This window comes from Aquimarina algiphila, assembly GCF_007489275.1.
GTDB lineage: Bacteria > Bacteroidota > Bacteroidia > Flavobacteriales > Flavobacteriaceae > Aquimarina > Aquimarina algiphila.
Map to the genome: position 1 here is coordinate 1 of NZ_VLNR01000007.1, position 22,742 is coordinate 22,742.

At 33.9% G+C, this 22,742-nt stretch carries 32 protein-coding genes; 20 read left to right on the forward strand and 12 right to left on the reverse strand.

The annotated features are described in order from the left end of the window. Window positions 1–76 precede the first annotated feature (76 nt). From FOF46_RS04575 to FOF46_RS04585, 3 genes are all read right to left on the reverse strand, one after another. Entirely contained in the window at window positions 77–562 is a 486-nt protein-coding gene (locus FOF46_RS04575) for a hypothetical protein (protein WP_143915614.1), read from the reverse strand. A gap of 21 nt (window positions 563–583) precedes the next feature. Beyond that, window positions 584–2,011: a hypothetical protein gene (locus tag FOF46_RS04580; RefSeq protein WP_143915615.1), complete on the reverse strand. Its 1,428-nt coding sequence runs from the start codon at window positions 2,009–2,011 to the stop codon at window positions 584–586. Window positions 2,012–2,196: 185 nt separating this feature from the next. After that, window positions 2,197–2,490 carry a hypothetical protein gene (locus tag FOF46_RS04585; protein ID WP_143915616.1) on the reverse strand — a complete coding sequence of 98 codons (294 nt, stop codon included), beginning with the start codon at window positions 2,488–2,490 and terminating at the stop codon, window positions 2,197–2,199. Window positions 2,491–2,745: 255 nt separating this feature from the next. On the opposite strand from FOF46_RS04585, the gene FOF46_RS04590 reads away from it, so the two are divergent. The 4 genes from FOF46_RS04590 to FOF46_RS04605 all read left to right on the forward strand — a co-directional run bounded on the left by FOF46_RS04590 (window position 2,746) and on the right by FOF46_RS04605 (window position 6,220). Continuing rightward, entirely contained in the window at window positions 2,746–3,510 is a 765-nt protein-coding gene (locus FOF46_RS04590) for a hypothetical protein (RefSeq protein WP_143915617.1), read from the forward strand. 126 nt (window positions 3,511–3,636) lie between these two features. Continuing rightward, a complete protein-coding gene (locus FOF46_RS32485) occupies window positions 3,637–4,407 on the forward strand; it encodes a hypothetical protein (RefSeq protein WP_244299568.1) in 771 nt (256 codons plus the stop codon). Between the two features lie 67 nt (window positions 4,408–4,474). After that, window positions 4,475–4,855: a hypothetical protein gene (locus FOF46_RS04600; protein WP_143915618.1), complete on the forward strand. Its 381-nt coding sequence runs from the start codon at window positions 4,475–4,477 to the stop codon at window positions 4,853–4,855. A 12-nt stretch (window positions 4,856–4,867) separates the two neighbouring features. Next, complete coding sequence (locus FOF46_RS04605) at window positions 4,868–6,220, forward strand: site-specific integrase (RefSeq protein WP_143915619.1); 1,353 nt, start codon at window positions 4,868–4,870, stop codon at window positions 6,218–6,220. 325 nt (window positions 6,221–6,545) lie between these two features. Here FOF46_RS04605 and FOF46_RS04610 read toward each other — a convergent pair whose 3' ends face one another. The 6 genes from FOF46_RS04610 to FOF46_RS04630 form a co-directional block, all read right to left on the reverse strand. After that, on the reverse strand, window positions 6,546–6,773 hold the full coding sequence (locus FOF46_RS04610) for a hypothetical protein (RefSeq protein ID WP_143915620.1): 228 nt from the start codon (window positions 6,771–6,773) through the stop codon (window positions 6,546–6,548). A 35-nt stretch (window positions 6,774–6,808) separates the two neighbouring features. Next, window positions 6,809–6,937: a hypothetical protein gene (locus FOF46_RS32925; protein WP_262713246.1), complete on the reverse strand. Its 129-nt coding sequence runs from the start codon at window positions 6,935–6,937 to the stop codon at window positions 6,809–6,811. 8 nt (window positions 6,938–6,945) lie between these two features. Next, window positions 6,946–7,515 (reverse strand): hypothetical protein, encoded by a 570-nt coding sequence (locus tag FOF46_RS04615; RefSeq protein ID WP_143915621.1) that lies wholly within the window; start codon window positions 7,513–7,515, stop codon window positions 6,946–6,948. A 256-nt stretch (window positions 7,516–7,771) separates the two neighbouring features. Continuing rightward, on the reverse strand, window positions 7,772–8,047 hold the full coding sequence (locus tag FOF46_RS04620; protein ID WP_143915622.1) for a hypothetical protein: 276 nt from the start codon (window positions 8,045–8,047) through the stop codon (window positions 7,772–7,774). After that, complete coding sequence (locus tag FOF46_RS04625; protein WP_143915623.1) at window positions 8,037–8,936, reverse strand: hypothetical protein; 900 nt, start codon at window positions 8,934–8,936, stop codon at window positions 8,037–8,039. Before FOF46_RS04625 ends, FOF46_RS04620 begins: the two co-directional genes overlap by 11 nt. Window positions 8,937–9,080: 144 nt before the next feature. Next, window positions 9,081–9,809, reverse strand: coding sequence for a LexA family transcriptional regulator (locus FOF46_RS04630; RefSeq protein ID WP_143915624.1), 729 nt, complete (start codon window positions 9,807–9,809; stop codon window positions 9,081–9,083). 205 nt (window positions 9,810–10,014) lie between these two features. On the opposite strand from FOF46_RS04630, the gene FOF46_RS04635 reads away from it, so the two are divergent. Together FOF46_RS04635 and FOF46_RS04640 are read left to right on the forward strand one after the other, a co-directional pair. Beyond that, window positions 10,015–10,209 carry a hypothetical protein gene (locus FOF46_RS04635; protein WP_143915625.1) on the forward strand — a complete coding sequence of 65 codons (195 nt, stop codon included), beginning with the start codon at window positions 10,015–10,017 and terminating at the stop codon, window positions 10,207–10,209. Window positions 10,210–10,232: 23 nt separating this feature from the next. Then, window positions 10,233–10,427, forward strand: coding sequence for a DUF4248 domain-containing protein (locus FOF46_RS04640; RefSeq protein ID WP_143915626.1), 195 nt, complete (start codon window positions 10,233–10,235; stop codon window positions 10,425–10,427). Between the two features lie 179 nt (window positions 10,428–10,606). On the opposite strand, the gene FOF46_RS04645 is transcribed toward FOF46_RS04640, so the two are convergent. Both FOF46_RS04645 and FOF46_RS04650 read right to left on the reverse strand, forming a co-directional pair. Continuing rightward, a complete protein-coding gene (locus FOF46_RS04645; protein ID WP_143915627.1) occupies window positions 10,607–11,359 on the reverse strand; it encodes a hypothetical protein in 753 nt (250 codons plus the stop codon). A 61-nt stretch (window positions 11,360–11,420) separates the two neighbouring features. Next, window positions 11,421–12,110: a hypothetical protein gene (locus tag FOF46_RS04650; RefSeq protein ID WP_143915628.1), complete on the reverse strand. Its 690-nt coding sequence runs from the start codon at window positions 12,108–12,110 to the stop codon at window positions 11,421–11,423. A gap of 179 nt (window positions 12,111–12,289) precedes the next feature. On the opposite strand from FOF46_RS04650, the gene FOF46_RS04655 reads away from it, so the two are divergent. The 14 genes from FOF46_RS04655 (at window position 12,290) to FOF46_RS04720 (ending at window position 22,227) form a co-directional block, all read left to right on the forward strand. After that, complete coding sequence (locus FOF46_RS04655) at window positions 12,290–12,793, forward strand: hypothetical protein (RefSeq protein ID WP_143915629.1); 504 nt, start codon at window positions 12,290–12,292, stop codon at window positions 12,791–12,793. A gap of 4 nt (window positions 12,794–12,797) precedes the next feature. Then, complete coding sequence (locus FOF46_RS04660) at window positions 12,798–13,094, forward strand: hypothetical protein (RefSeq protein WP_143915630.1); 297 nt, start codon at window positions 12,798–12,800, stop codon at window positions 13,092–13,094. Next, on the forward strand, window positions 13,091–16,219 hold the full coding sequence (locus FOF46_RS04665; protein ID WP_143915631.1) for an LPD1 domain-containing protein: 3,129 nt from the start codon (window positions 13,091–13,093) through the stop codon (window positions 16,217–16,219). Before FOF46_RS04660 ends, FOF46_RS04665 begins: the two co-directional genes overlap by 4 nt. Window positions 16,220–16,250: 31 nt before the next feature. After that, window positions 16,251–16,904, forward strand: coding sequence for a hypothetical protein (locus FOF46_RS04670; protein ID WP_143915632.1), 654 nt, complete (start codon window positions 16,251–16,253; stop codon window positions 16,902–16,904). A 78-nt stretch (window positions 16,905–16,982) separates the two neighbouring features. Continuing rightward, the gene (locus FOF46_RS04675; protein ID WP_143915633.1) at window positions 16,983–17,405 is read left to right on the forward strand and encodes a hypothetical protein; all 423 of its coding nucleotides are present in this window, start codon (window positions 16,983–16,985) and stop codon (window positions 17,403–17,405) included. After that, window positions 17,402–17,755 carry a hypothetical protein gene (locus tag FOF46_RS04680; protein ID WP_143915634.1) on the forward strand — a complete coding sequence of 118 codons (354 nt, stop codon included), beginning with the start codon at window positions 17,402–17,404 and terminating at the stop codon, window positions 17,753–17,755. Before FOF46_RS04675 ends, FOF46_RS04680 begins: the two co-directional genes overlap by 4 nt. Further along, the gene (locus tag FOF46_RS04685; RefSeq protein ID WP_143915635.1) at window positions 17,748–18,098 is read left to right on the forward strand and encodes a hypothetical protein; all 351 of its coding nucleotides are present in this window, start codon (window positions 17,748–17,750) and stop codon (window positions 18,096–18,098) included. The genes FOF46_RS04680 and FOF46_RS04685 overlap by 8 nt, the downstream gene beginning before the upstream one ends. Continuing rightward, on the forward strand, window positions 18,095–18,424 hold the full coding sequence (locus FOF46_RS04690; RefSeq protein WP_143915636.1) for a hypothetical protein: 330 nt from the start codon (window positions 18,095–18,097) through the stop codon (window positions 18,422–18,424). The genes FOF46_RS04685 and FOF46_RS04690 overlap by 4 nt, the downstream gene beginning before the upstream one ends. A gap of 10 nt (window positions 18,425–18,434) precedes the next feature. Then, window positions 18,435–19,394 (forward strand): hypothetical protein, encoded by a 960-nt coding sequence (locus FOF46_RS04695; RefSeq protein ID WP_143915637.1) that lies wholly within the window; start codon window positions 18,435–18,437, stop codon window positions 19,392–19,394. Next, the gene (locus FOF46_RS04700; protein ID WP_143915638.1) at window positions 19,381–19,635 is read left to right on the forward strand and encodes a hypothetical protein; all 255 of its coding nucleotides are present in this window, start codon (window positions 19,381–19,383) and stop codon (window positions 19,633–19,635) included. The genes FOF46_RS04695 and FOF46_RS04700 overlap by 14 nt, the downstream gene beginning before the upstream one ends. 38 nt (window positions 19,636–19,673) lie before the next feature. After that, window positions 19,674–20,084 carry a hypothetical protein gene (locus FOF46_RS04705; protein WP_143915639.1) on the forward strand — a complete coding sequence of 137 codons (411 nt, stop codon included), beginning with the start codon at window positions 19,674–19,676 and terminating at the stop codon, window positions 20,082–20,084. A 145-nt stretch (window positions 20,085–20,229) separates the two neighbouring features. Next, entirely contained in the window at window positions 20,230–20,715 is a 486-nt protein-coding gene (locus FOF46_RS04710) for a M15 family metallopeptidase (protein WP_208746749.1), read from the forward strand. 598 nt (window positions 20,716–21,313) lie between these two features. Beyond that, a complete protein-coding gene (locus FOF46_RS04715) occupies window positions 21,314–21,988 on the forward strand; it encodes a hypothetical protein (RefSeq protein WP_143915641.1) in 675 nt (224 codons plus the stop codon). A 20-nt stretch (window positions 21,989–22,008) separates the two neighbouring features. Beyond that, window positions 22,009–22,227, forward strand: a complete 219-nt coding sequence (locus tag FOF46_RS04720; RefSeq protein WP_143915642.1) for a hypothetical protein — start codon at window positions 22,009–22,011, stop codon at window positions 22,225–22,227. Here FOF46_RS04720 and FOF46_RS04725 read toward each other — a convergent pair. After that, a complete protein-coding gene (locus FOF46_RS04725; protein WP_338120331.1) occupies window positions 22,224–22,667 on the reverse strand; it encodes a helix-turn-helix transcriptional regulator in 444 nt (147 codons plus the stop codon). The genes FOF46_RS04720 and FOF46_RS04725 overlap by 4 nt on opposite strands. Window positions 22,668–22,742: the final 75 nt, after the last annotated feature.

Here is a 22,742-nt window from a genome sequence, read left to right on the forward strand (position 1 = left end):
TACAAGTTATTTAATACACACACTTTTGGGGGTGGGTCAATTTAAACAAGAATAGGTGGGTCAGTTTAAATAGGATTTACTGGGTCAATATAATAGGAATAGGTGGGTCAGTTTGGCAAGAATTTCCACCCTTATATCCTTTAACCCATACTTTGTCATGACTAGTGATAATACAAATCTGTAATTGATCCACATTGAGGTTATGCGCTTCAGAAAACTCAGCCATAAATGTTTCTATTCCGCGTATCACTTTGGCTTCCAGATTAAAAAATCCAGAGGGTTCGGAATTTGTAAATAGGGTAATTAGTTCTTTAACAGGTATCTTTTTAACAGGTCTTCCCTGATTATGCACTGCAACATTTATAGCTGTTCTATCTTTGAAAATTCGTACTACTAATCTATCCTGTGGTAAGTCCGTTTCTTTAGAAAGTTTTGAAAAATAGCTAATGATGTTTTTGGTTACTCTTGTTTCATATCCGAACACATCAACATTCAAATTTTTAACAGCTTTTCTTAATTTTTCTGCCAACCTTGGACTTTTCCTTTTTGTCTTTTGTTCCATTTTTTCTCTTTTTTTATTGAATTATTCCTTTAATTTTGGGTTTAAAACAGCAGCATAAAACTTGCTTAACAACTCTGGTATCCCCAACTTACTTATACGCTGTTCGCACTCCCTGAATACCGTCAGGCGAGGTCGTGATTCTGCCGTATCCTTCTTTTCATTATTCCTGAATTTTCTAATTTCTTGCCGTAAAACCCTTTTTAATTTTAAGCCCTCCTTATGTTTTTTATCAGCCTGATACCAAGGCATTGTCCCTGCAAAACCACCTTCGGATTTAGGATTAAAATATTCATATGGAAGTTTGATAAAACGATGATCAGGATCACGATCAACATAGTCACGAGCGATGTGAATTCGGGATTTGTAGACATTATGAACATATTCTATTTTTTCATCTGAGACAGGTTCATACCACTGATACAAAAGAGACAGCGCAATGTTACATTGTCGCTTATTTAACCACGTATCCTTGTACAAAACGTCCTTTGCCAATGCCCAAAGCTCATTGACATATTTCGATAGGAAAGCGTGGCGGGTAGCATCACAGGGATGGTCGTTGACTTCCTTGCTATGTTCGTTCTTGATTTTTTCAGCGCCAGTTTGCCTACCCTGCGCAGTTTTTTCATCAAGCTCGGTTTCTTCCCGCCAAGCATCTTTCCTTCGTGCATCTTCTTTCAAAAGGTCTTTCCTTCGTGTTTTTTCAGTCTCTTTTTTAGGTTTTTTTTCAGTTAGATCGTTAACCGTGAGCGAAGGCGAACACCTTTCTTCTGTTTTTTCAGCACTTTTATTTGTATTTTTTTGAGTCAAATCCGAAGCTGAATCGAAATTCACTTGCCAACTGTTTTGAAGCTTTTCAACAGCTATTATTCTATTATTTCTTTTATTAGTTTTTTTACTAGTGTATGAATGAGGACATTTTGGAGTAATATTATTTTTAATGTGCTGATTTTCAATGTTTAAATTTTCATCACCCTTTCTGTTCTCTTTTGCCTTATCAACACTTCCAACGCCTTTTATCCACAAGATTTTCGGATTTATGAACAGCTCATAACTGGAATGAGAACCATGCCATATCTTTTCGGTTAAAATGCCGCATTCTAACAAACGATCTATGTGCCTTTGAATCGTTCTACCACTAGCTTGGGTAATCGTAGCTAGTTGCATATTATTCGTCCTTAAAGAAGGAAGGTTACACGGATCTATTGGTGTAACTTTGTTTGATTTCACCAGAGAAACCCCATAAATTTTGATGACTTCTTTTGCGGTAGCCAACATTGACTGCCTAATCTTTGTACCAATGGTTTCTTGATCATTATTGAATCGAAATACAAATTGATCCAACGCCTGAAATGAAATGGAATAGTTAATAATCATAGTAGTTGTTATCTTTTCAAATTGAAGATCAGGACATAAAAACTCTGCAATTGCTCCATAGCAATTGATAATCATTATTCCCAATTTTAATAGAATTTATAATGCTCAACCCTCCCTTTTGATGAGTACCTTCCTGTAATGAATAGGTGTAGTGCTTGGTCTCTTTTTTCTCTTAAATACCTGGTTTATTTCACCAAGGAGTTCCTTCCTCTGAGATTCTCGAATTGTGACTATCTTCATTGTTTTCCCTCGATTTTAAATTATGCAGATTCACTTTTCTCTATATGCTCCGCGTCAGCTAGTTCTAACTCTAACTGTATAATGCGCTTTCCACGCTCCTGAAGGGATCTCCTTTTTTCCTGAGCTTCCTCATTCAATTTAATCACGGCTTCAATAAGCTTATCTTGATTATAAGAGCGTAAAGTATTTCCCTCCAAAAATTTAGTAACCGTTGGTCTGGTAAGTCCAGATCTTTCGACAAGTTTGTGAATAGGCTCTTTGTAGTAGTTGTAGAGCGTTTCCAATTGTTCTTCAAATTCTTTTTTTGTGTACATCCCCAAGTGTTTTTAAAATTTTTGTAAATTTTCTTGAAAGTTTATAGAAAATTTATATACATTTGCCACATATTGATTAAAAACAAGTTGTCAAAGCAATTAGTTTTTAAATTTTCTTGAAACTTTCTCAAATCTATAGAATATTTCTTTAAAATTTAAAAACAAGTTTCTTTAAACTTATCGTCAATCACACTAACTAACTGATAATCAGTTTTGAAAATTTATAGAAATTTTAAATTTTAACACGTATTTAACATGTCAGCATTAGGAATTATAGACAAACAAGTACTTAAACTTGTAGATTACCTTATAGAATCACACAATAAAACGCAAAAAAATCTTGATCTTGTAAACGAAACTGCATTTGGAATAAAGTTCTACCCACACAATAGAAATATTATTACCCACATGCGAGGAAAAGAGGTAAAAGGAGGTAAGGGAAAAAGCGCTCCGCACCTTTTAATATTCAATCTTGGCAAGGCATTCAATATTGATTTCAATTTCTTTTATGATGAAACCATCGATGCAAAAGACGCCTTCTTGTCAAAACAGAAAACCGTAAACACTTCCAATAATGATGACATCAATGAAGTGTTCGGTGAAATTGAACAAAGATTAGAATTATTTAGATCAGAGAATAAAGAGCTAAAAGGAAAACAAGCTAAGAAATTTTGCGACGAAACAGAAAATGAATTATTGAATATAAAAACCCATTTCAATAAAGCGTTCTCCAAAGAAACATTTACCGAGAAAAGAAAAGAAATCATAGAGGTTTTTGATAGAATGATTTTTCTATCCAGAAGAAAAATAGACATCATAACTACTAATAGCAATCTTGAGCAAGACGTTAATAAGCTCACGGCAGAAAAAGAAAGGTATGAAAGAGGTAAAGTTAGACTTGAAGAAAGCATACAAAAATTAAATACCGATTTAGCAGAATGTAATAAAATGGCTTTTGACGCACAGAAAGGACAGACGGAAGCTCTTAAAGAATTATTAACCATAAAGAGTAAGGAATAACTAAAAATTAACGAACAGAACCTAAAACTCGATCAAATTTACAGAAGGTTCTGTTAATTATACGTTACGTTAGTGTAACGTAATATAAAAATGTTATATTAGCTCAAACACATTTATAAAGATTATATGGACTCAAAGCAAATAGACTTTAAAAATCATAGCAAGGCTTTAAATGAATTGATTTTTGAAGCAAAAGACCTTCAGGGAATTTCAAGAAGAACAGTACATAGCTGGAAACAGTCTGGAGTATTAGATGACAAAAGAGATCCTAATGCATTAAGAAGATGGAACTACTTTAGTGCTATCGACATCATCTGGATGGGAATATTAAACGAAATGAAACAATTGAGATTTACACATACCGAAATGAAAGCCATTAAGGAAGTATTGTTTGAAACTTTAACCGCAGAAGACAACAAAGAATATCCCGCAATGGAATACTACACATTCTTAGTTCTTCTTTACAATCAACCCATTTATATAGTTATCTCTTATGACAAGGGCATTGATGCCATTTGGATGCTCGATGAAAGGGATTATTTCTTAAAACTCAAATCTGGAGAAATTGAAAACCATACAGCACTTTCACTACATAAAGCAATTAAAATTAATCTTGACCCTGTTTATAAGCTTCCAAACTTTAGCCAAACAGCAGGACTTACAGACGACGAAACTAAGATTCTTAAGATCATCAGAAACAAGACATTCAAAACAATTAAAGTAACTAAAAGAAATGGTGATGTGGATTCAATCGAAGGTATAGAAAGGATTCAAGACCTAGACAAAATTGAAAAGCTGATAGAGTCTGGAGAATATCAAAATATGGAAATAAAACAGCAAAATGGTAAGATTGTTTCTGCTCACAGAACAATTAGAACCAATTTTGCCAGAAAATAATTATTAACGCAAGATGACCGCTACAAGTCATGCACACTTATAACTACTGTTTTGACCAACGCTACAATTGGAGAAACAGCAATTAAGTATTAAAATGGATACTAATGAAAAATATATAGAATTATCAGAGATATCAAGTATTTTAAAAGCTAAAAACATTGGCACAGCTCAGAAATGGTGTGAAAAATTAAAACTACCAATACTTGTAATAGGTCGAAAAAAAATGTCTTACCGATTCCTAGTAGAAGCAGAAATGGACAAAAGAATTATTCAACTTTTTAAGAAACAAGCTCCCGATAAATGGGAAGAACTCTACAGGCTATATCTTGAAGACGACCGTTATGGCTACGTAATTGCAACCCAAAGCAGAAAAAAGAAAAGAAGTAATGCTTCAATGGGAGTAAAACCTCTTTCAAAAGAAGCAATTGAATTTGCTAATGAATTATAAAAAATAACTAAGATGAAGCGAAAAAAACTTCCAAAACAGAAAGGAAAAGGAATGACTATTTTATGTATGGAAACAACATGTAAAAAAGAATTTTCTTGGACTCACAAAATAGTAAATGAAAAAATCACTCAACCTACTTGTAAATTATCAGGCAAAAAAATCTCAACCTGTAAACACCTTTCAAAACACAGATATAGAGTTCGTGTACATATCCCAGGAACATCAAAACGCTTAGCTAGAAAAATTCTTAATTCAACCACTTATGAAATGGCATTAATCGAAGCCATAGAATTCAGAACAGAGTTTATGGAAGATCTAACAGGACAGACAAGCTCGACTCATGAAAAAGTTTACTTGAATTATCTCGTCGCTGCTCAAATTGAATATCTAAATTTCCTAAGGAATATAAATGTTCCAGAGCACGAAAGAAAAAACAGAACAGAGAAACACATTAAAGAACAAAAAAAATGCCTAAAACTTTTCAATGAATCATTAACCAAAAACAAGGTGAACAAAAGAACTATAACACTGGAAAAGATAACACCACAGCACGTAGGTTATTTCCATTCCTACTTAATAAATGACTTAGAATACGCCAATAGCACATACAACAAAAAAATGTCTTCTCTATCTACTTTTTTCGGATGGGCTATAGACAAATACTCAGTGGAAGGGAAAAACCCTTTTACTAAGGTTCAGAATAGGAGTTCTTTTGTTGACAAGGATTCCATCACTAAAAAAGAATTTGATTCTTTACTTAATATCATTAAACCAGAAAACGGAACGGTAACTTCAAAAAGTAAAAAAAGGGCATTTCAAAGAAACCTCTATCGTCCATACTTGAAGGATGCTCTAAGACTTGCTTTACATACAGGAGGAAGAAGAGAAGAAATAGTTGCTTTGCGTTGGAATATGATTAAAGAGCTTGACAATAAACCCGCCTTCATACACATAAATAATTTCAAGGTAGAGAGAATGGCAGGTGAAGCAACAAAAGACAAAGTAAAGCCCAAAATATTCCCAATAACTGCTGGTCTAATGCAAATATTAAATGACCTTGGATACAAAAACAATATTAACAGCAGTAATTACATTCTTTGTCCAGACAGAGATGACCTTTCAACAGCAACCATAATGGACTTAATCTCTAAAGGATTTAACCACTACTATAAACAGCTTAACACTGGACGAAGATTATTATTTAAGTGCTTAAGAAAAACATATTTAACATACCTAGATATAGCGGTAAATGGAGATACCAAAACCCTATCTTCTCACTCTACTGACGATATCTTGAAAAAACACTATATCGACGAGAAAATTGTTAGTTCAGCCGTAAAGAATTTGAACATTTTTGAAGAATAAAACTTAAAATTCCTTCCACCAATTCCTTCCACCATTGCTTAAAAATCGAATTACACAATTGAAATTTCCTCGTATAAACGAAAATAACCTCTTGAAAATCAAGAGGTTATTGCTAGTAGCGGGAACTGGACTCGAACCAGTGACCTTCGGGTTATGAGTTTCCCGAAGCAAAAACCCTACATTGATAATCAGCTAATTAACTTCTTAAAAATGGTGTTTTTTAACGCTCCTGTATTCGGTTTAGTATTCACTAAACCTAAAAATCAGTAAAAATGCTATTAAACAATAAAACAAAAATAGTTTTTATTTTAGACTTACAACACTTCTAATTTAATATTTCTGTTCTTATTATTTGTACTTGAATATCTTCTGGTATTATTTGGATTTTTTTTTCAGATATATAACCAAAATATTCAGAACTTCTCATTTTAATTAGACTTTCAACTTGGAGTAGATCAATCACATCATCATTTTGATTCCAAGAGATAAAAGATTTATGTTCATTATCAAAATGATGATGACTGGCATAGAATACAGCAATACATTTTCTCATATGCTTTATTTATTGTTTAGTTAAAATTTATACCTCTACATACCTTTAGGTTTGGAAGGAGTAGTTGGTCTTTGAATATTTGGTTTAGATCTACTAGGAGATGGCATACTATGTGTTCTTCCCGGAGGTGGTGGAGGTGGTGTTGGTGGTTTCTGATTTGACATGTAACAGTTTATTTTGAAATGATTAATAATCCTAATGGTAATAAAACTAAAGCAGCTATTAATAAATATTTTCTTGATAAATAATAAGTTCTTTCCCTTGCATCATTAACCATCTGGTTATTATTAGTAAACCTTACATAATAATCTAAAAGGTTAGAATTGAACTCATTTAGTGCCCATTCCTTAGACTCTTGATCTATGTTCTCTTTATTTACTTCCAAAAAATGAGTTCTATAATGCTTCAAAAGCTCTACTTCCTTATCAAATAACTGTTTAGCATGCGGCAAATATTGATATTTCTTAAAAAGATTAATATAAGTCGTCATCAATAGACCAATAGAAACTATTATTAACGCTGAAAAAGAAGTTAAAAAAAATATGGCTAATACAATTTTCAACACTGATTCATTTTTTATATTTCCAAAATCAATCATGTTTAATAGGTATAATAATACTCCGATAAATAAAGATATTAAGGTTGTAGGATAACTTATTGAAGAATCTATTTCTTTTTTTCTATCGAATTCTTTATTATAAAGTTCTTTATAGAAAGTTAAATCAAAAAGATCATTTGGCATTTCATTCTAATTAAATTCGACGTATTACTAATATTGTTTTGTTAAAAATGTAAAAAACTTCTGGGATTTATTCTTTGGTATTCATACTGGACTACTCATTACTTCTTGATTATTTTTTATGATTTGACTTTTTAAATTTAACTCAAACCAATTACTGAAAAATTTAAATTGGTATTTTAAATTGCTCTTATAAAAGTTAATCATGAGAAAAGTGTAAAAACTCTATAACTTAGTATAACCTATATTAGTGTCTTTTTTATATCTCTAGAAAAGTAAAAAATGCCCGTGCGATGAAACTTGAACTTTTAGACTTTGTTTCAAACTCATCCTCTAACTTAGCTTCAATACTCTTTAAGTGATCATACTCTTCCTCTGAAAATGTATGCATTGTAGCAGTCGGCAAATTATTTACTATTTTTTCAACTTCTTTTGGCTTCCTTCCCTTGGGATTGATAATTCTTTGATACACTACCGATTCATCAGTTTTTTCCTTAATTTCAAAAAAAGAATTTACTTTTACTTTAGTTGTCATTTTTCTCAGAATTAAATTGTTCTATTATATCATATATACCATCTGCGACACCTTCTATAATCGCAGTGGCATACTTATCATCGAAAGAATCCTTTTTATTTGAATCAATACAAATAAATCCATGACAATTATAATTGTCATTATCACTTACCTTTAAAGGAACTATAGGGTGAACAAGTTCACTATCATATGGGAGTATTTCATCCTCATAACATTCTTTACTTGTATTGCGATAATTTTTTTCATTGTTTACATCGCTATTGATATAATATTTTTTTTGATTATTTTTCAAAACCTTATCTAAACAATTGCTAAATGCAGAATTTCCAATAATTGTATGCTCAATATTATTATATTCTTCTGTATCTCTTGACTTATTTTCTTTATTTCTAGTCAAGTTTTTTAATATTGTTTGCTCTCCTACTCTTACATCTCTTATTGGGACTTTTATAGAAACTGAACAATCTGATTTAGTTATTTTATCATATATGAGTTTCAAATTATTACAAAAAACCATCATTGACCTCATAAAGTCTTCATCTTGAAATTCAGGAGTTTTCCTATAATAGTGTGCTTCGGCAAAACTTTCTTTTAAAAGAATAATGGCATCCCCATAAACAGATTCTTTATAAACCGAATGAAAGTATTTTATAGATTCTTTCAAGGCTATTATTAAGAACCTTAATATATACAGAACCAAAGATATAACAAGAGCAAAAATTAATGCTGTTACCGTATCCCATTCAAGAACTTCTTTTCCAATAGGAATTATAAAACTTGTCAACAAACTAAAACCAACGGTGATAATCCATTTTCCTAAACTCCATTTAAAAGCTTCTAAAAAAGCGCTTCCTAAAACTTTAAAAAACTCTTTGTAATTTATTATCATTCAATTCTTATTATAATAAATATATGATATAATTTAGAATAATCATTATTCTTACTATATCATATATTTATTTTAAGCTAATTTACTTGTATCATTTTATATTCCATTACGGATTTCCACAACAACCAATTTTCATTGAAGCTCTTACCTCCTACTCCTATTCCTCCTTACATCCACCACATTAAAAATTTTAGCTACATCTTTTAGATGAACTTTGATATCTTCATAATAATCATTTAGAGAATGAAGTATCAATGTCCCTTTATCCACATCGTGATCTGTAATTCTTTTTAGAAGTATCCCTTCGGTTTTATGCACAATCACAAAATCCCATTTATTGATATGCAATTTACTACTCCAAAAATCTTGTCTTACCTCCCGGCATAGAATAAGATCACCTTCCAGATAGCTTTCATAACTAGCATTATCCATAGATTCCCCTTTCACCTCAAAGAACACATAATTACCTTTATACTCCCGATCAGCCAGATATGGCATTTTTGGTAATTCTTCAACATAATCCTCATCAGAAAATCCATTTAAATAGCCTGCATAGGCATATTGGTTTACTAAAGGAATCATCATCACATTTACATTTAGGGTATCAATTGGTATAGCATCGCTATTGGATTCTATGTTTTGAATCATTTTAGTAGCATCAGCATTTAGTTCAATATTTTGAACTAAAGCTAATAATTCTAAAGGAGGAGTTTCTAAAACATCCGATATATTCAGGAATGCTTCTAGGGTTATAGGGGTTTTACCTTTCATATAATTGAAAAGTGTTCCTTTCTTAATCCCTGTTTCTTCAATTAAATCCTTGATTAGCTTACCTTTTTGATCTGCTATCTCTTTTATCTTTTGTAAATCCATTGTATAAAAGTTAAAATTTCGAACTAATTCTTTAAAGTTCAAAATATTACATTTTTAGAGTTGATTTTTGATTAAAAACATTTTAAATGTTCAATATTTTAAACTATTTTTGTATTCAAATCTAGTCAAATATACAAAAAAATGAACCTTAAAGCGCTTTAAAGCCTTTTCGTATTCAAATAACCTAAAAAAGAAGCATTACATATTGGTAGCAGAAACCATATTTCCAATTGTAGAATCACTCTCAAGAGACGAGCAGTTAAAACTTTTTCAGAAGCTTGAAAAGGATTTAAGGTCTATGGAAATTCGTAGAGCACCAAGAAAAATGACAGCAAAACAACAACGTAAAGCCGAACGTATAAAATGGCTCAAACAACATGTTTTTTATCCACCAAAATAATAATCCTTTTAATATTGAAATCTATGACGTACAAATCAACATCTAAAAAAACACTTGCTCAAGCCTACAGCGTAACCGATAAAACTTTTGCAAACTGGATCAAACCTTTTGAAAAACAAATAGGAGAATATCGTTCTCGTTGTTACACTCCAAAACAAATAGAAATTATCACTTCCCTTTTGGGAATGCCAGAACATTCTAATTTAATTTGTTCTTAGTACATATACACTTCTCTTTTTTCCTTTAAAATATCGAAACCGACAGAAAAATGTCGGTTTTTTTTGTATCTAATTCGTTTCTTTATGATCAAATACTAGCAGAAACAGTACTCCTTTACTACTAAATCAACCTCAAAACGTACTAAATGTTAACTAAAATAAGCTTGATATAGTTAAAATCAACTTCTAAAATCACTAACAAATCTGCAAATCCTCAATGTGTGTGATTTTATATTCAAGAAAGAACTGTTTTTTTTCAATTCTCCAAATACTGCAAAACTAATATTACCATTTTCTTGACTAAGATTGTTTGCTTTATACCCTGATAATGATATCGAAAAAACAAACTTTCCTTCTCTTCTAAAAATTAGTTGCTTAACTGTGAATTTTTCTTTTGTCTGTTTATTTGTTCTTTCATGATTTTTGATTTCCAATTCAGCTTTACCATAAATAATTATGTGATTATCTAATAGTTCTTCTTTTTTCCTAAGATTTTTAATATGGACTCTAGGAATACTTTCTTTCTTATAACGATCAGTATTTCCTTTTTTCTCTGTATTAGTAGAAGAATTATTTTCTAAAAAATTAGTATTAAAGTTATTCCCTTTTTCGTTTCCTAATAATAACCTTAAAGATGCTTTAAGGTTTGACCTTATTAGAAACTCTAACCTTTTTTGATCTTCAATTTGATTACTATTAATTAATCTCACTAAATTCTTATTAGGAATAAATTCTTCGTAATGCTGGCAATCTTGATGGTGTTCCTCTTTTCTATTTGAGGCGAAATAAGGAGGAATTTTCTGCTTTCTAACAATATGAATAGGTGCAATCTTGCACTCTGGACAAAAGATTTTTTGATAATGCACTTTATCAATATAATCTTCTATGGTTATATAAATTTCCAAATATTTAGCTTCCTCAAACTGGCTCATATATTATCATATTTAAGATATAATTAAACACCACATGCACTTTAAAAGTCACTTATCATTTTTAAACTAGTTTTTTTTCAACTTGACAATAAGTTTGAGTTAAAAAATCACCGATCACCTCAGTACATCCTATCAAAACTGATGAATCTGTAATTCTGAATTTATTATCATTAATTAAAAAAGTTTTGGTATTGTTTAGCATAAACCGTTTGACGCTTTCGTATTTCGAACGATGAAGTGAGGAATTATCATGTACAATACTATTCCTTATCAATCTGATTCTATTAACCCGATCCCATAGATCAGCGGAATACTCAACCTCAAAATTTACTTTCAAAAACTTCTTATATTTCTGTAAATCTGACTTACCCTTAATCTTATCCAAACGTTCTTTTAGGTCTTCTTCATTATGGTGTTCTAACATTTGAATTAAACTAGTTATTTTATTTTCTAAATGTGAATAAAGTGTAATAACCACCGAGTGAAGAATAAATTTGGGATATATGTTAAAGTATTTCTCATCCTCCATTTCATAATAATTTTCGAAATCATATTTTTCTTCCTCAGATTGAAACTTAATGTCTTTAACCCCTTCTATAAAAACATTCTGATGTTTTTTCATGGAACTATCCATGTCATATATAAATTGTTTGAAAACAAATATTTCATGATAAACATTACTTTTAGCAAAATGGACTAATAGGTTAATAATTGGCGTTGGTTTAAAGAAATCTCTTATTTTCTTATCCATATGGTATAATATCTAATTTCATTACCGTAGAAAGTTACAAACTTTTATTCGTTTAAAATCACCTAAACTAATCCTAACCTCAAAAATATCCTTTAAACCTCTACTATCATTTTTAAAGGTTTTGTTTTCATTTTAATCTTCCTCTAAACTCCTCAACTCGAAAGCTCCCTTTCTCATAGGTGCATCTTTGTCCTATGAAAAAAACAAGACTCCTTATATCACTATTAATCCTTGCTCCACTGGGGGTAACCGGATGGCATATTTTCAAAAAGATCCGTCATGCCAAACGCCTTACTATTGGAGTAGAAAAATTCAAACTCTTAAACTTTTCCCTTTCTCCTGTCAGTAACATTGTCCTGTCCCTTGGTAACTTCAGTCCATCGACTTTTACCATCTCCCAAATCAAAGTAGATGCCTATACCGAGAACGGGCAAGTACTGGCAGCACAAGCAGCTCCACTAGCACAGTCCTTTACATTACAACCTAATCAAAACAGTACCCTGCCACTTTCCTACACCATTAGTGCACAGGTGGTCATCTCTGCATTGCAGGGTATTGGGGGGCTATCCAGTGTAGCTGCTAATTTTTTAACCACCGGAAAATATGGGCTTCCCATTGTCTTAAAAGGATTTGTAGAAGCTGAATCCATATCTATACCTATTGAAGAAACCTTAATTATTTAACCCTATGAATACACTGTATAACATTATGATTCCGATCCTTTTTAGTGGTCTTGTGGGTATCCTTGGATACTTTCTAAAAACCATTCACGCAGAGGTAAAACAACTCATTAAAGAACTTACTGAGTACACCAATGAACTACGTGCCCTTATCCGGGGGATACAGGTACAGATTGATAAGGGCATTGAAGCCGATATCCATGAGATCAAAAGTGATATCAAACACCTGTACCGTAAATCAAATACCCATGAGGCAGCCCTTATCAAATCGGCTGCTGAAAAACCTAAAGAAAAACAGAAATGATTCCAAATACCCACATACCCGACCCATGGGATACTATACTAGGTAAGATCGAAGATGCCGGGCAGGTGGTTCGCGGAGGTGGTATTGATCGTCACTGGACTCATATTGAGCCCGATAAAAAGACAATATCCCTGTTTGGAAAAAAGCAAAAACAGGACTGGCTTTTTGATAGTAATACAGCCCTTGATCATTTTAATCTTAGAAGTATTGAGTTTGGCAATTGGATGAGTCAACAAGACCGTGCCAACTTTTTATATGGTGCTATGCTTTCCCTGCATCATCTAGCTCAAATCCTAGGGATTAAAGATGCTGCCATGGGAATGGATGGCAGGCTTTCCCTTGCTCTTGGAGCAAGGGGGCATAGCCGGGCACTGGGGCATTATGAGCCGACGCCTTTTGGGGTGATCAACCTTACTAAAACCCAAGGGATGGGTGGTGTACTGGCACATGAGTATGCACATGCCATTGATAATATGATCAGTTATGTAACAACTAGTAAAACGCTGAACTACGTTTCAGGAGGGCGTACCACCCGAAAAGGCTATGCTCCTGAAATAGCAGAGCAAGGGAATTATTTTGAGAAGGAATTTGAAAATTTCTTTAATCGACTCTACTATACCAAAAAAGGAGAAGAAACTGAATTTCATAACCACCTAAAACAGTTTGATGATTACTGGAACAGGCGTAATGAAGTTTTTGCCAGAACCTTTGAGGTCTATATCCGCATGCTTTTAGATGCCAAAAAGATTAAAAATACATTTTTGGTTTCCAAAACGTATCAGAGCCCTGCCTATCCTGACCGGGATTTAGTAAATAACGTTAGCCCTCTTATCAAAAGTATCCTAAAAAAAGGCTTTGCTACCATTAAAAACTCTGCAAAGACATTAGAAGGGATTAGCACTCCTACCGGATATAAAGGATTTAGAACCACCCTTAAGAGTAATGCAAATCTTACTGACACTCTTGAAGCTATGCAAGGCATTGCGCTTCGGGATTATAAACAAGTCAGTGCATTGGCATTAGAACTGGAAGGTAGTACTATCGCAGAAACGGCAGAAAACATTTGGAACTATTTACGGAAGCATACCCGCTACAAACTAGACTCCGCAGGTATAGAGGAATTACGAACCCCTTCACGTAGCCTTGTAGACGGACAAAAAGGACTTGTAGATGTTAATTTTGGGATTGACTGTGATGATTATACGATTCTAATCAGTGCCATGCTATTACATCTGGGAATTGCTCATGAATACCGTGTGGTAGCTTATGAACAAAAAGGCAAATTCCAACACATCTACCCTGTAGCTTTTGATACTAAAGGCGAAGCTTTTGTGATCGATGTTGTCCCGGAAATCCCCTACTTCAATTATGAAGAACAACCCATTATAGACTTAAAAACAATTTCTATGGAATTACATGAACTCTCGGGTGTCGATCCCGAGCTTATGGAAGATAGTGACTTCCCCGTAACCGAAGAAGAAATCCAGAATGATTTTTTCGAAGAATTAAATGAACCATACCAGTTAGAAGGTATTGAAGATGATTATGAAGATTTGCTGTTGGAAAGCAATTTCCTTTCAGGTTTTGAAGAGGTATATGCCGAGAATGAAGCAGATATTGTACTCAATGGCACATCAGATCATATTGCGCTTTTAGAGCGTGGGATTCTGGCAGAAGTGAACAAAGCCCGACAAGCCCTACTGGATGAACAGCAAGCCCCAACGGTATTAAGCCAACTGGTCAATGTCACCAAAGAATTGCAACTGGTGGATACCCTTATGCAGGTTTGGGAAGACCCCGAAGACAGGGACACTGCCCTTATGGAGGCTATTGAATCCGGTAGCCAGTATACTAATTTCTTTAGGGCAATCAAAGAAAGCCTTGATGGGTTGCAAGAAGAGAGCCTACAAGGATTTGATGATGATATGGATGAACCTTTATACTTAGCCAGAGTTCCTAATAATGAAGATTTGTTACAGGATGTACTGGAAGATCAAGATGTGGAAGATGATAACTTAGAAGGATTTGATACGATGGAGTTTGATGATTTTGAGACTATCGATATCACTCCTAACCTAAGTGGTTTTTTTCGAAAAGTATTTCGTAAAATCAGAAAAGGGGTTAAAAAAGTGGTCAAAGCTGTAGTCCGTTTTAACCCGGCTACCCTAGTGATGCGAGGGGCAATTATTTTAGTGCTGAAGCTGAACCTGTTTAAGTTCTCTCAAAAACTGATCTATGGGTATTTAACAGAGAGCCAAGCCCGGCAACAAAATTTAGACCTGAATGAGTGGCGCAAACTGGTTGGTAAGAAAAATAAGGCTGAAAATTTCTTTAGAAAAATTGGTGGTCGCAGAAGTAAGTTTAGAAAAGCGATTGTTCGTGGTAAGGCAGCCAAAAAAACAGGATTACGTCTGAGTGGTTTGGGGGCAGTAGCCACCGGGAGTACCGCAGCAGCCAGTGGGTTTATTGTATTTGTCAAAAAACTGTTATCCAGTATCAACCCTGCCAAATTGTTTAAAAAGATAAAGAATAAGATCATTAGGCGTAAACCTGCTCCTGTAGCTATTCCCAGAACCCCCACAAGACCATCGTTTACTCCCCCTGCCAGAAAACCTGCCCGTTTTATCCCTCCAAGAACGAGTGTAACCACAAGCAATCGTGGTGGTACTACTCCTAGTTTTTCTAATCCTCAACAATCAAAGGAAGGACTAATGAGTAAAATAAAACGATTTTTTAGCACCCATAAAAAGAAAGTGGTCTTTTTTGGCATTGGGCTCTCAGTACTTGCCGTGATCTTTTACAACAAACGTGAAAAGAAGAAAAAACGATCCCTTGCCGGTATCAAAGCAGCAAAGACCAGAGCCAGAAACCGCAGAAGGTTATCAGTAGCAAAACGCAGCACCCCGGTTAGAGGTAGTACTACTAACAGGAAAAGGACTACCCCACAATTAAAAGGAAGAACCCCTGCACGCAGGACTACTTCCAAAGGGATAAGTGGGTCATCTGGTAGCAGATCAAATACCAATCGGTTAAAAGCCATGCATCGCAAAGCCAAGCAATTGCAAAAAACACATCCCAAAACCAAGTACAGCACCCTTTTGAAAAGGGCTGCCAAACAGATATAATAAAATTAATACTTAAATACACCAGAATACAATGAACGATTTAACAAACGATGAAATTATTTTAGCCGGACTCGGAGAAGTAGGCAGAGCCAGAGGACGAGGCGGAAGAGTAAGCCGGGTGCGTAATGCTGTTAAAAATGAAATAGGGGCATCCCGGTTTAGAAGACATTTTCTAGAGCGTGTACACAAACTGCCCCGTCAACTGCAACAGGATTTAATCCGTGGTAAAGCGCAAATATCCGATGCTCCGTACTATGCCACTAATGAACTCAAAGGCACACGCTCAGAACTGATTAAACTCTCCACTTCCGAGAAATTGGGAATGACCAATATTGATAATGGAAAGCTCAACAAGGATAGGTTTTTAACCTTATCAGGCATCCGGTTATTGTTTGACAAGGAGAGTATAGAAGGGTGTTTTACTGATCCTTTCCCGGCTGACCTTTTAAACGGGGAATGGGAACTGGAACTTAACGGACAAAAGGTATTTGAGAAACAACCTATCCGTAAGTTTTTTGATGGCTTCTATGGCTATAATACCACAAAACCCTTTGGGCTGTATATCCTGAATAACCCTAAGATTATCAATCCACAAACCCCAATTGAATTTAATGTCAACCTGCCTAACGAGGTCAAAGGTTTTCTAAAAGTATTTCTGGAAGGAACATCAGTATACAGCTTCTAATCATTTTTTAACTAGGGCTATTGTCCCCATGTTTCCCCCAAGACTATGGGACAATAGCACTACAAATTCCAAAACCTTATGAAAGATTATAATAGTTTACTCAAAGCAGAACTGGTGGAACTTTTGGAAAAAAGAGATGCTGAACTAGCTCGGCTAAAGGGTATCAATACCACGCAAGCTACCGATATTGTAAAACAGGTAGCCATCATACAAGACCTTAGAAAGGATTTAAAATTGTGTCAGGATAATACATCTCCAAATGGAGATTGTATAACTACAGCAGAAGAGTTAATTGAGGCGGTACTTTGCCTTAAAGAAGAAGAAATACAGGCATTACCTGTACTACTTAGAACTACCGATGATGGAATAGCAGCCTACACTGCTTTTACCTATGGGGTATTGTCCTGTGTCAGTACCCCATCCCAAGGGACAGACCCTACTGATCCGGATATTATTTGTCCGGGTCTTGAAGTACCCATCTCTCAAAATAAAACGATATGAATACTAAAATCCAACTGATAGAAACGGAAGTACTCCAAGCAGGGAATCAAATCCGTATTACCGATGATCTGGATATCGGGTACAAACACCTTATGGGAGTGGCGATCCTTAGTAGCATTGGTAAAGGTCATGTATTACGCTCATTTACCTTATCGGGCAAAGAACTGTTTCCTAAAAACTTTGAAGTGGAGTTTTTACAGAGCAGTAATCACGTCTCTCCCAAAGAACGTTTTTTTCCCCTTCTGGAAATTGCAGATGGGAAAAAGATAGAACTGGAATATATTGATAGTGGAACAGCTGAAACCTATCCCTATACCTTTAAACTCTATATGTTACTTGCCGATGAATGATACTAAGCTAAAGATTAGCCGAATAGTTGGGCAGACCCTTAAGCCCTCAGAACGTACAACATTCAGGTATGTCTTGGAGAAGCATAACAAACATATGGCAGGGATACTGGCAACCAGTGGTACACAACTCACTATAAGCTTTTTAAATGGCTCAGATGTGGAGATCAACAGTTTTGAACTCCTGAGTGCTGATCCTGTAAATGTTTCGCCATCCAGACGTATACTGCAATGGGAGGATGAGCTGACCGACTGTACCATTCTTACCGGAAGTATAGAGAATATACAATCCAAGTCGCAGTATGTAAGCCTGTATTTAATCACTTTTAATACCCAAAACCCATGAAAAGTAATGATTCCTTATTATATCAAATGATTGCTACTGACCAGAAGCAACACCATAAACTCCCTAAACTGATCACCGATGAACGTATTTATGCTCCTGAGACCATCAAAGTAGGGGTCAATGAAGTGGTATACCTGCATTATTTCCGGTCTAATGTCTATAATTTTTGTATACAGGTGCATACGCCTACAGAAATCCTGACTTTGGATCGTAAAAACACCCAATACAATGCCAGTAATACGATTCTTAGGTCAGTATCGGATATCAAATTCAAGAGTGAAGCCAGAGCAGATTTTTATGTACAACTCTTAAGAATCCAATATTAATATGAAGCGCGTGAAAAACTATATCCCCCCGGAACTGGCAAAAAAGAAGATTGCCCGTTACAAATACTGGAATATCAAAGATGAAAGTGGTATAAGCATCACTTCTTCAGAAGATAGCGAAGATAACAGAAGCTTTGCAGAAATACTGGATCGTATCATCAATGATAATGTGGATGCGGAGGTTCAGGTGAAATTTGGGGTCAATGAGCAATCCTCACGGCAAAACGCTCCTATTTTTATTCGTATCAACGAAACTATAGAATGGGTAGAACCGGAGGAAGATGAATCCATAAAAATCAATGGCATACCCCATAAAGTAGATAAAAACGGTAATGTCAATATAAACCTGAATACCCCTTCGCCTGAGGCTACCATTGTAGAACCCAAAACCGATGTGATCCGTCAGGAGATGGAATTGCAACTGGAAGGGTTACGTAAGGAAAGTGAGCTGAAAGAACAACGTTTTCAGGCAGAATTACATAACCAACTGGCAGAACAAACCTTAAAATTTAAGGAGATGATGCTTGCTGAGAGGGAAGCAAGGATTACAGAACGTGAGCAATCCCTAGCTCAACAGGAAGCTATTTTGGAAGAAAAAAGTGCAGAGATGGGAGATCAGCTAAAAGGCTATGTTAAGCTGATCCCTTCAACGCTTGGAACGGTAGTAACCGAATGGATCAAAAGTAACCCTTTTGCCAAAACCAGTAGTACATTATCAGGAGCAGAAGCTTCAAAAAAAGAACCTAAACCGAGAAACAAAGTACAGTTTTCTATAACGGATGATACAATAAGTGATGCGGTAGAAAAAGAACATCCAATAGGAGAAACCGAGAATACTAATCCTGAATTTATGGAGATGGAAGAAGAATTTGGATTAGAAGATTTTGATACCACAATAGAAGAAAAACAAAAATCCATAATAGAAAACGAAAACAACCCTTTAGAAAATAATACCGATGAAAACATTTAATATCAACCTGAATATCAATGCCACTGACCAAAATGAACTCGAAGCCAAACTACAAGCCTTTCAGGATTTACAAGATCACTTGGATCATGAAGATTTTATTGCAGCCTCAGAAGTGATAGTAGAACATCCTGAAATTGTAGAATTTATCAAAGAGGTTATTCCTGAAGAAGGAGGAGAACTTGGTATGACCGATTATATCGGGATTGCCAGAAAAGCATTTCAGCGTTTTGCCGTGGCGTAGCCTATAATATGGTATTCATTAATAAAAAAAACAGACCTATGAACCCATTAGTAATAGCACAGGCAGCAAAAGCGACGCAGTCCTTTTTGATGAACAGAAAAGTGCAGATTGCCATACTGATTATCATACTGTATTTCGTGTTCAAAAAAAAAATTAAAAAACTGATCCATAGAATCCGTCAACGCAAGTTTGATAAAAATGAAGCACAGGATGTTAACCAAATCGCACAGCAGTATAGATCAGCTTCAAATCCATCAGGAATATCATGGATGATCAATGTTGATGGTACAGATGAAAAAGAGATCGAAAGGCTAGGCTACCAGAGTAAAGGAAAACTACAGCCCATAGCTAATGCCTACCGCTTAAAGTTTGATGAATCCTTAAGTGACAGGCTTAGAAAAGAGTTAAGCCCTGAAGATTTTCAGGATTGGAAAAATATTGTGGATTAATTGATGTAAAGCACTTTTTTAAACCTAACTACTTATGAATCGTAACCTTATTTCCAGTACCACCTTTAAAATTCTTATAACTACTGTGTTTATTATCATTATTATCATCGCTTATAAAAAGCGGAAAACCTTAAAATCCATACCTATGCAAACCCTTAATTTTATCAAAGAAAAAACGTGGGATATTGTCTCAGACAGAAGAATAGATACCCTACATCCACATATTAGAAGTAAAACCAAAGAATTTATTATTAAAGCAGAAAAAGAATTAGGAATCAAATTGCGTGTCACTTCTGCTCTTAGAACATGGGAAGAACAAACCCGATTATATAACAAAGGAAGATCCTCCCCTGGTCGGATAGTGACCAATGCCAAAGCAGGGGAAAGTTATCATAACTACGGGCTTGCTTTTGATGTAGTTGAGATTAAAAATGGAAAAGCGATTTGGGATAACCCCAATTGGCAAAAAATAGGAGAACTTGGAAAATCTCTTGGTTTTGAATGGGGAGGGGATTGGGTAGGACTAGTCGATAAACCACACTTTCAAATGCGGTTTGGGAAGCATCATGCTGAACTGGCACAATTATATAAGTCTGGACAACGACAAGGAAGATTTGTAAATCTAAGTTAAGATAAAGGGGAAATTGACATGTTAGAATAATAATCGTAGTTTTACTATTCTTGTCTTTCAGTTCCTAATAAATTACATCACCAAAATATCCAAAAACACCACAAGGCATAGAAGATATTTTTTTGATTATGAGTGGTGTTTTTTACGAACCTGAACTAATAAGTAAAAGCCTCTTATTGAAATATTTACGGGTTACCGCAAAAGAAATCGATAGTATAGAAATATTATTGGTTTTTTTTCTAATTTTCAGCACTTCATAAAATTCTAAATATCAGTAAGATGATATTGTTTTACTATCACAAAAACAGAGAGTTACGGAAAAACCGTATTCGAATATGCTACTTTCTTCAGTATATTTGAGTGTTTTAAAAGATAAATATTGAATTAGATTGATTCTACTATAATGTATAATAGTACTTCCCCAAATCATTCTAAAAAATTATAATCAATTATCGTTTGATAAAGGGTAATTCCCTTATTTAATAGTATTTTAGGGTAACAAACCTTAAAATATTATCTCAAATGAAAAATCTTATTATTTCAATCAGTATGTTACTTATGATTTTAACACTAAGTAGCTGTGAAAAAAAAGAGTTAAATGATGAAACAGGAATTGAAAACATACAAGAAAATCCAAGATTTAAAATCGACAAAGAAGAAATCGAACCAGGTACTAAAGGGTGAAAGTATTAAAAGCCTTTTTTGTTATATATCGATAGCTATACTTCCATTTGTTTTGTATAGCTATCGCTTTTTACCAAAAGTAGAAGTTATTACATTATTTGGGTATGAATGGAATTTTAACGGTTTCACATCATCCTATTCCTTTCTATTTGCTTTTTTATCCAAAGTGGCGCCAATATTATTTATATCCCTGTTTTTTTTACGTCCAAAACCAATAACCATTTTCAAGAAGAAAGTAACAGTTAAACATTTTTTGTTTCCTACGCTTTTAATTTATTGTTACCAAGTTATTTTTATTATTGCTCCTGTAGAGAAAATTGATGAAGGGTTTTACTCAGAATTAGTAGGTTGGAGTGCAGCATTGATGATGTCATCTATAGTTATTTTTTCTAATGAATTTTTCGTCGCAATTTCAAAAATATTTCACTTCTTTTATCTAAGATTAACTCTCAATTCTTATCGTTTAAAATCAAAAATAAGAGGATTAATATCTTTTATACTAAAAACAAGAACTGATGATTCACATTCGTTGAATCAGAAAGTATATGATGAAAAAATGTGGGAGATTCTTGATAAAACTAGCAAATAAGAGCATCGTACATATTAAAAATGGACAGAGATAAAATAAAAATAGTAGAGCGATTAAAAAATAAAGGGCTAATTACCAACAGGGATAGTCTTAATGAATTAATGGCTCTAGCTATTCAGGAAAATGAAAAACAAATGGAAGAATTAAAAAAAAATTCAATTAATATTTTAAATTCTCAAAGTATTATGCCGCAAGAGAAGTTTTTAAGTTTACTGACTTGTCGACTCGAGAAATTTTAAACATCGTCATCTTCAGTGCCTAATGTTTTTTCAATTGCTAGATTTCTCATTTCATGCTCAACAATTCGCCATGCCTCTGACTTTATTATTGATTTGATCAGAGGGTTTTTTAGTAATTTATGTTTTTTGAAGTCGACATAAAGAGCCACTTCATCATCTCCAATATGTTCGAATTTTTCTAAAACTTTACTCATTAAAGCTTTATCTGTTTTATTTAAATCTTTGGCATAATGATCTTCTTTCTGAGATGAAGAATTCTCCTTTTTATTAAATGTCTTTAGGATATATTTAAATAATTTTTCTCTGGACTCAGGAATATTTCCCCCAGATTCATAGTTTACTATTGTTTTCCTAGTCACACCAAGTAAATCAGCAAACTCTTGTTGTGTCATACCCTGATTCTTTCTCTCTTTCTTTATGTCCAAACTATTTTCAATCAATTAAATGTCACAAATTTACCTTTATTTAGGGTATTTTTACCCTAAATAAATTGTTTTTGAGTAATTTTACCCTTA

What these genes read in the sequence shown, in the direction of transcription:
- FOF46_RS04645 (WP_143915627.1), bottom strand. Translation starts at nt 11,359, where the DNA reads ATGAGCCAGTTTGAGGAAGCTAAATATTTGGAAATTTATATAACCATA.
- FOF46_RS04675 (WP_143915633.1), top strand. Translation starts at nt 16,983, where the DNA reads ATGAAAGATTATAATAGTTTACTCAAAGCAGAACTGGTGGAACTTTTG.
- FOF46_RS32925 (WP_262713246.1), bottom strand. Translation starts at nt 6,937, where the DNA reads ATGTCAAATCAGAAACCACCAACACCACCTCCACCACCTCCGGGAAGA.
- FOF46_RS04625 (WP_143915623.1), bottom strand. Translation starts at nt 8,936, where the DNA reads ATGATAATAAATTACAAAGAGTTTTTTAAAGTTTTAGGAAGCGCTTTT.
- FOF46_RS04690 (WP_143915636.1), top strand. Translation starts at nt 18,095, where the DNA reads ATGAAAAGTAATGATTCCTTATTATATCAAATGATTGCTACTGACCAG.
- FOF46_RS04575 (WP_143915614.1), bottom strand. Translation starts at nt 562, where the DNA reads ATGGAACAAAAGACAAAAAGGAAAAGTCCAAGGTTGGCAGAAAAATTA.
- FOF46_RS04605 (WP_143915619.1), top strand. Translation starts at nt 4,868, where the DNA reads ATGAAGCGAAAAAAACTTCCAAAACAGAAAGGAAAAGGAATGACTATT.
- FOF46_RS04705 (WP_143915639.1), top strand. Translation starts at nt 19,674, where the DNA reads ATGAACCCATTAGTAATAGCACAGGCAGCAAAAGCGACGCAGTCCTTT.
- FOF46_RS04715 (WP_143915641.1), top strand. Translation starts at nt 21,314, where the DNA reads ATGATGAAACAGGAATTGAAAACATACAAGAAAATCCAAGATTTAAAA.
- FOF46_RS04585 (WP_143915616.1), bottom strand. Translation starts at nt 2,490, where the DNA reads ATGTACACAAAAAAAGAATTTGAAGAACAATTGGAAACGCTCTACAAC.
- FOF46_RS04670 (WP_143915632.1), top strand. Translation starts at nt 16,251, where the DNA reads ATGAACGATTTAACAAACGATGAAATTATTTTAGCCGGACTCGGAGAA.
- FOF46_RS32485 (WP_244299568.1), top strand. Translation starts at nt 3,637, where the DNA reads ATGGACTCAAAGCAAATAGACTTTAAAAATCATAGCAAGGCTTTAAAT.
- FOF46_RS04620 (WP_143915622.1), bottom strand. Translation starts at nt 8,047, where the DNA reads ATGACAACTAAAGTAAAAGTAAATTCTTTTTTTGAAATTAAGGAAAAA.
- FOF46_RS04590 (WP_143915617.1), top strand. Translation starts at nt 2,746, where the DNA reads ATGTCAGCATTAGGAATTATAGACAAACAAGTACTTAAACTTGTAGAT.
- FOF46_RS04615 (WP_143915621.1), bottom strand. Translation starts at nt 7,515, where the DNA reads ATGCCAAATGATCTTTTTGATTTAACTTTCTATAAAGAACTTTATAAT.
- FOF46_RS04660 (WP_143915630.1), top strand. Translation starts at nt 12,798, where the DNA reads ATGAATACACTGTATAACATTATGATTCCGATCCTTTTTAGTGGTCTT.
- FOF46_RS04680 (WP_143915634.1), top strand. Translation starts at nt 17,402, where the DNA reads ATGAATACTAAAATCCAACTGATAGAAACGGAAGTACTCCAAGCAGGG.
- FOF46_RS04630 (WP_143915624.1), bottom strand. Translation starts at nt 9,809, where the DNA reads ATGGATTTACAAAAGATAAAAGAGATAGCAGATCAAAAAGGTAAGCTA.
- FOF46_RS04685 (WP_143915635.1), top strand. Translation starts at nt 17,748, where the DNA reads ATGAATGATACTAAGCTAAAGATTAGCCGAATAGTTGGGCAGACCCTT.
- FOF46_RS04720 (WP_143915642.1), top strand. Translation starts at nt 22,009, where the DNA reads ATGGACAGAGATAAAATAAAAATAGTAGAGCGATTAAAAAATAAAGGG.
- FOF46_RS04700 (WP_143915638.1), top strand. Translation starts at nt 19,381, where the DNA reads ATGAAAACATTTAATATCAACCTGAATATCAATGCCACTGACCAAAAT.
- FOF46_RS04650 (WP_143915628.1), bottom strand. Translation starts at nt 12,110, where the DNA reads ATGGATAAGAAAATAAGAGATTTCTTTAAACCAACGCCAATTATTAAC.
- FOF46_RS04580 (WP_143915615.1), bottom strand. Translation starts at nt 2,011, where the DNA reads ATGATTATCAATTGCTATGGAGCAATTGCAGAGTTTTTATGTCCTGAT.
- FOF46_RS04610 (WP_143915620.1), bottom strand. Translation starts at nt 6,773, where the DNA reads ATGAGAAAATGTATTGCTGTATTCTATGCCAGTCATCATCATTTTGAT.
- FOF46_RS04640 (WP_143915626.1), top strand. Translation starts at nt 10,233, where the DNA reads ATGACGTACAAATCAACATCTAAAAAAACACTTGCTCAAGCCTACAGC.
- FOF46_RS04665 (WP_143915631.1), top strand. Translation starts at nt 13,091, where the DNA reads ATGATTCCAAATACCCACATACCCGACCCATGGGATACTATACTAGGT.
- FOF46_RS04710 (WP_208746749.1), top strand. Translation starts at nt 20,230, where the DNA reads ATGCAAACCCTTAATTTTATCAAAGAAAAAACGTGGGATATTGTCTCA.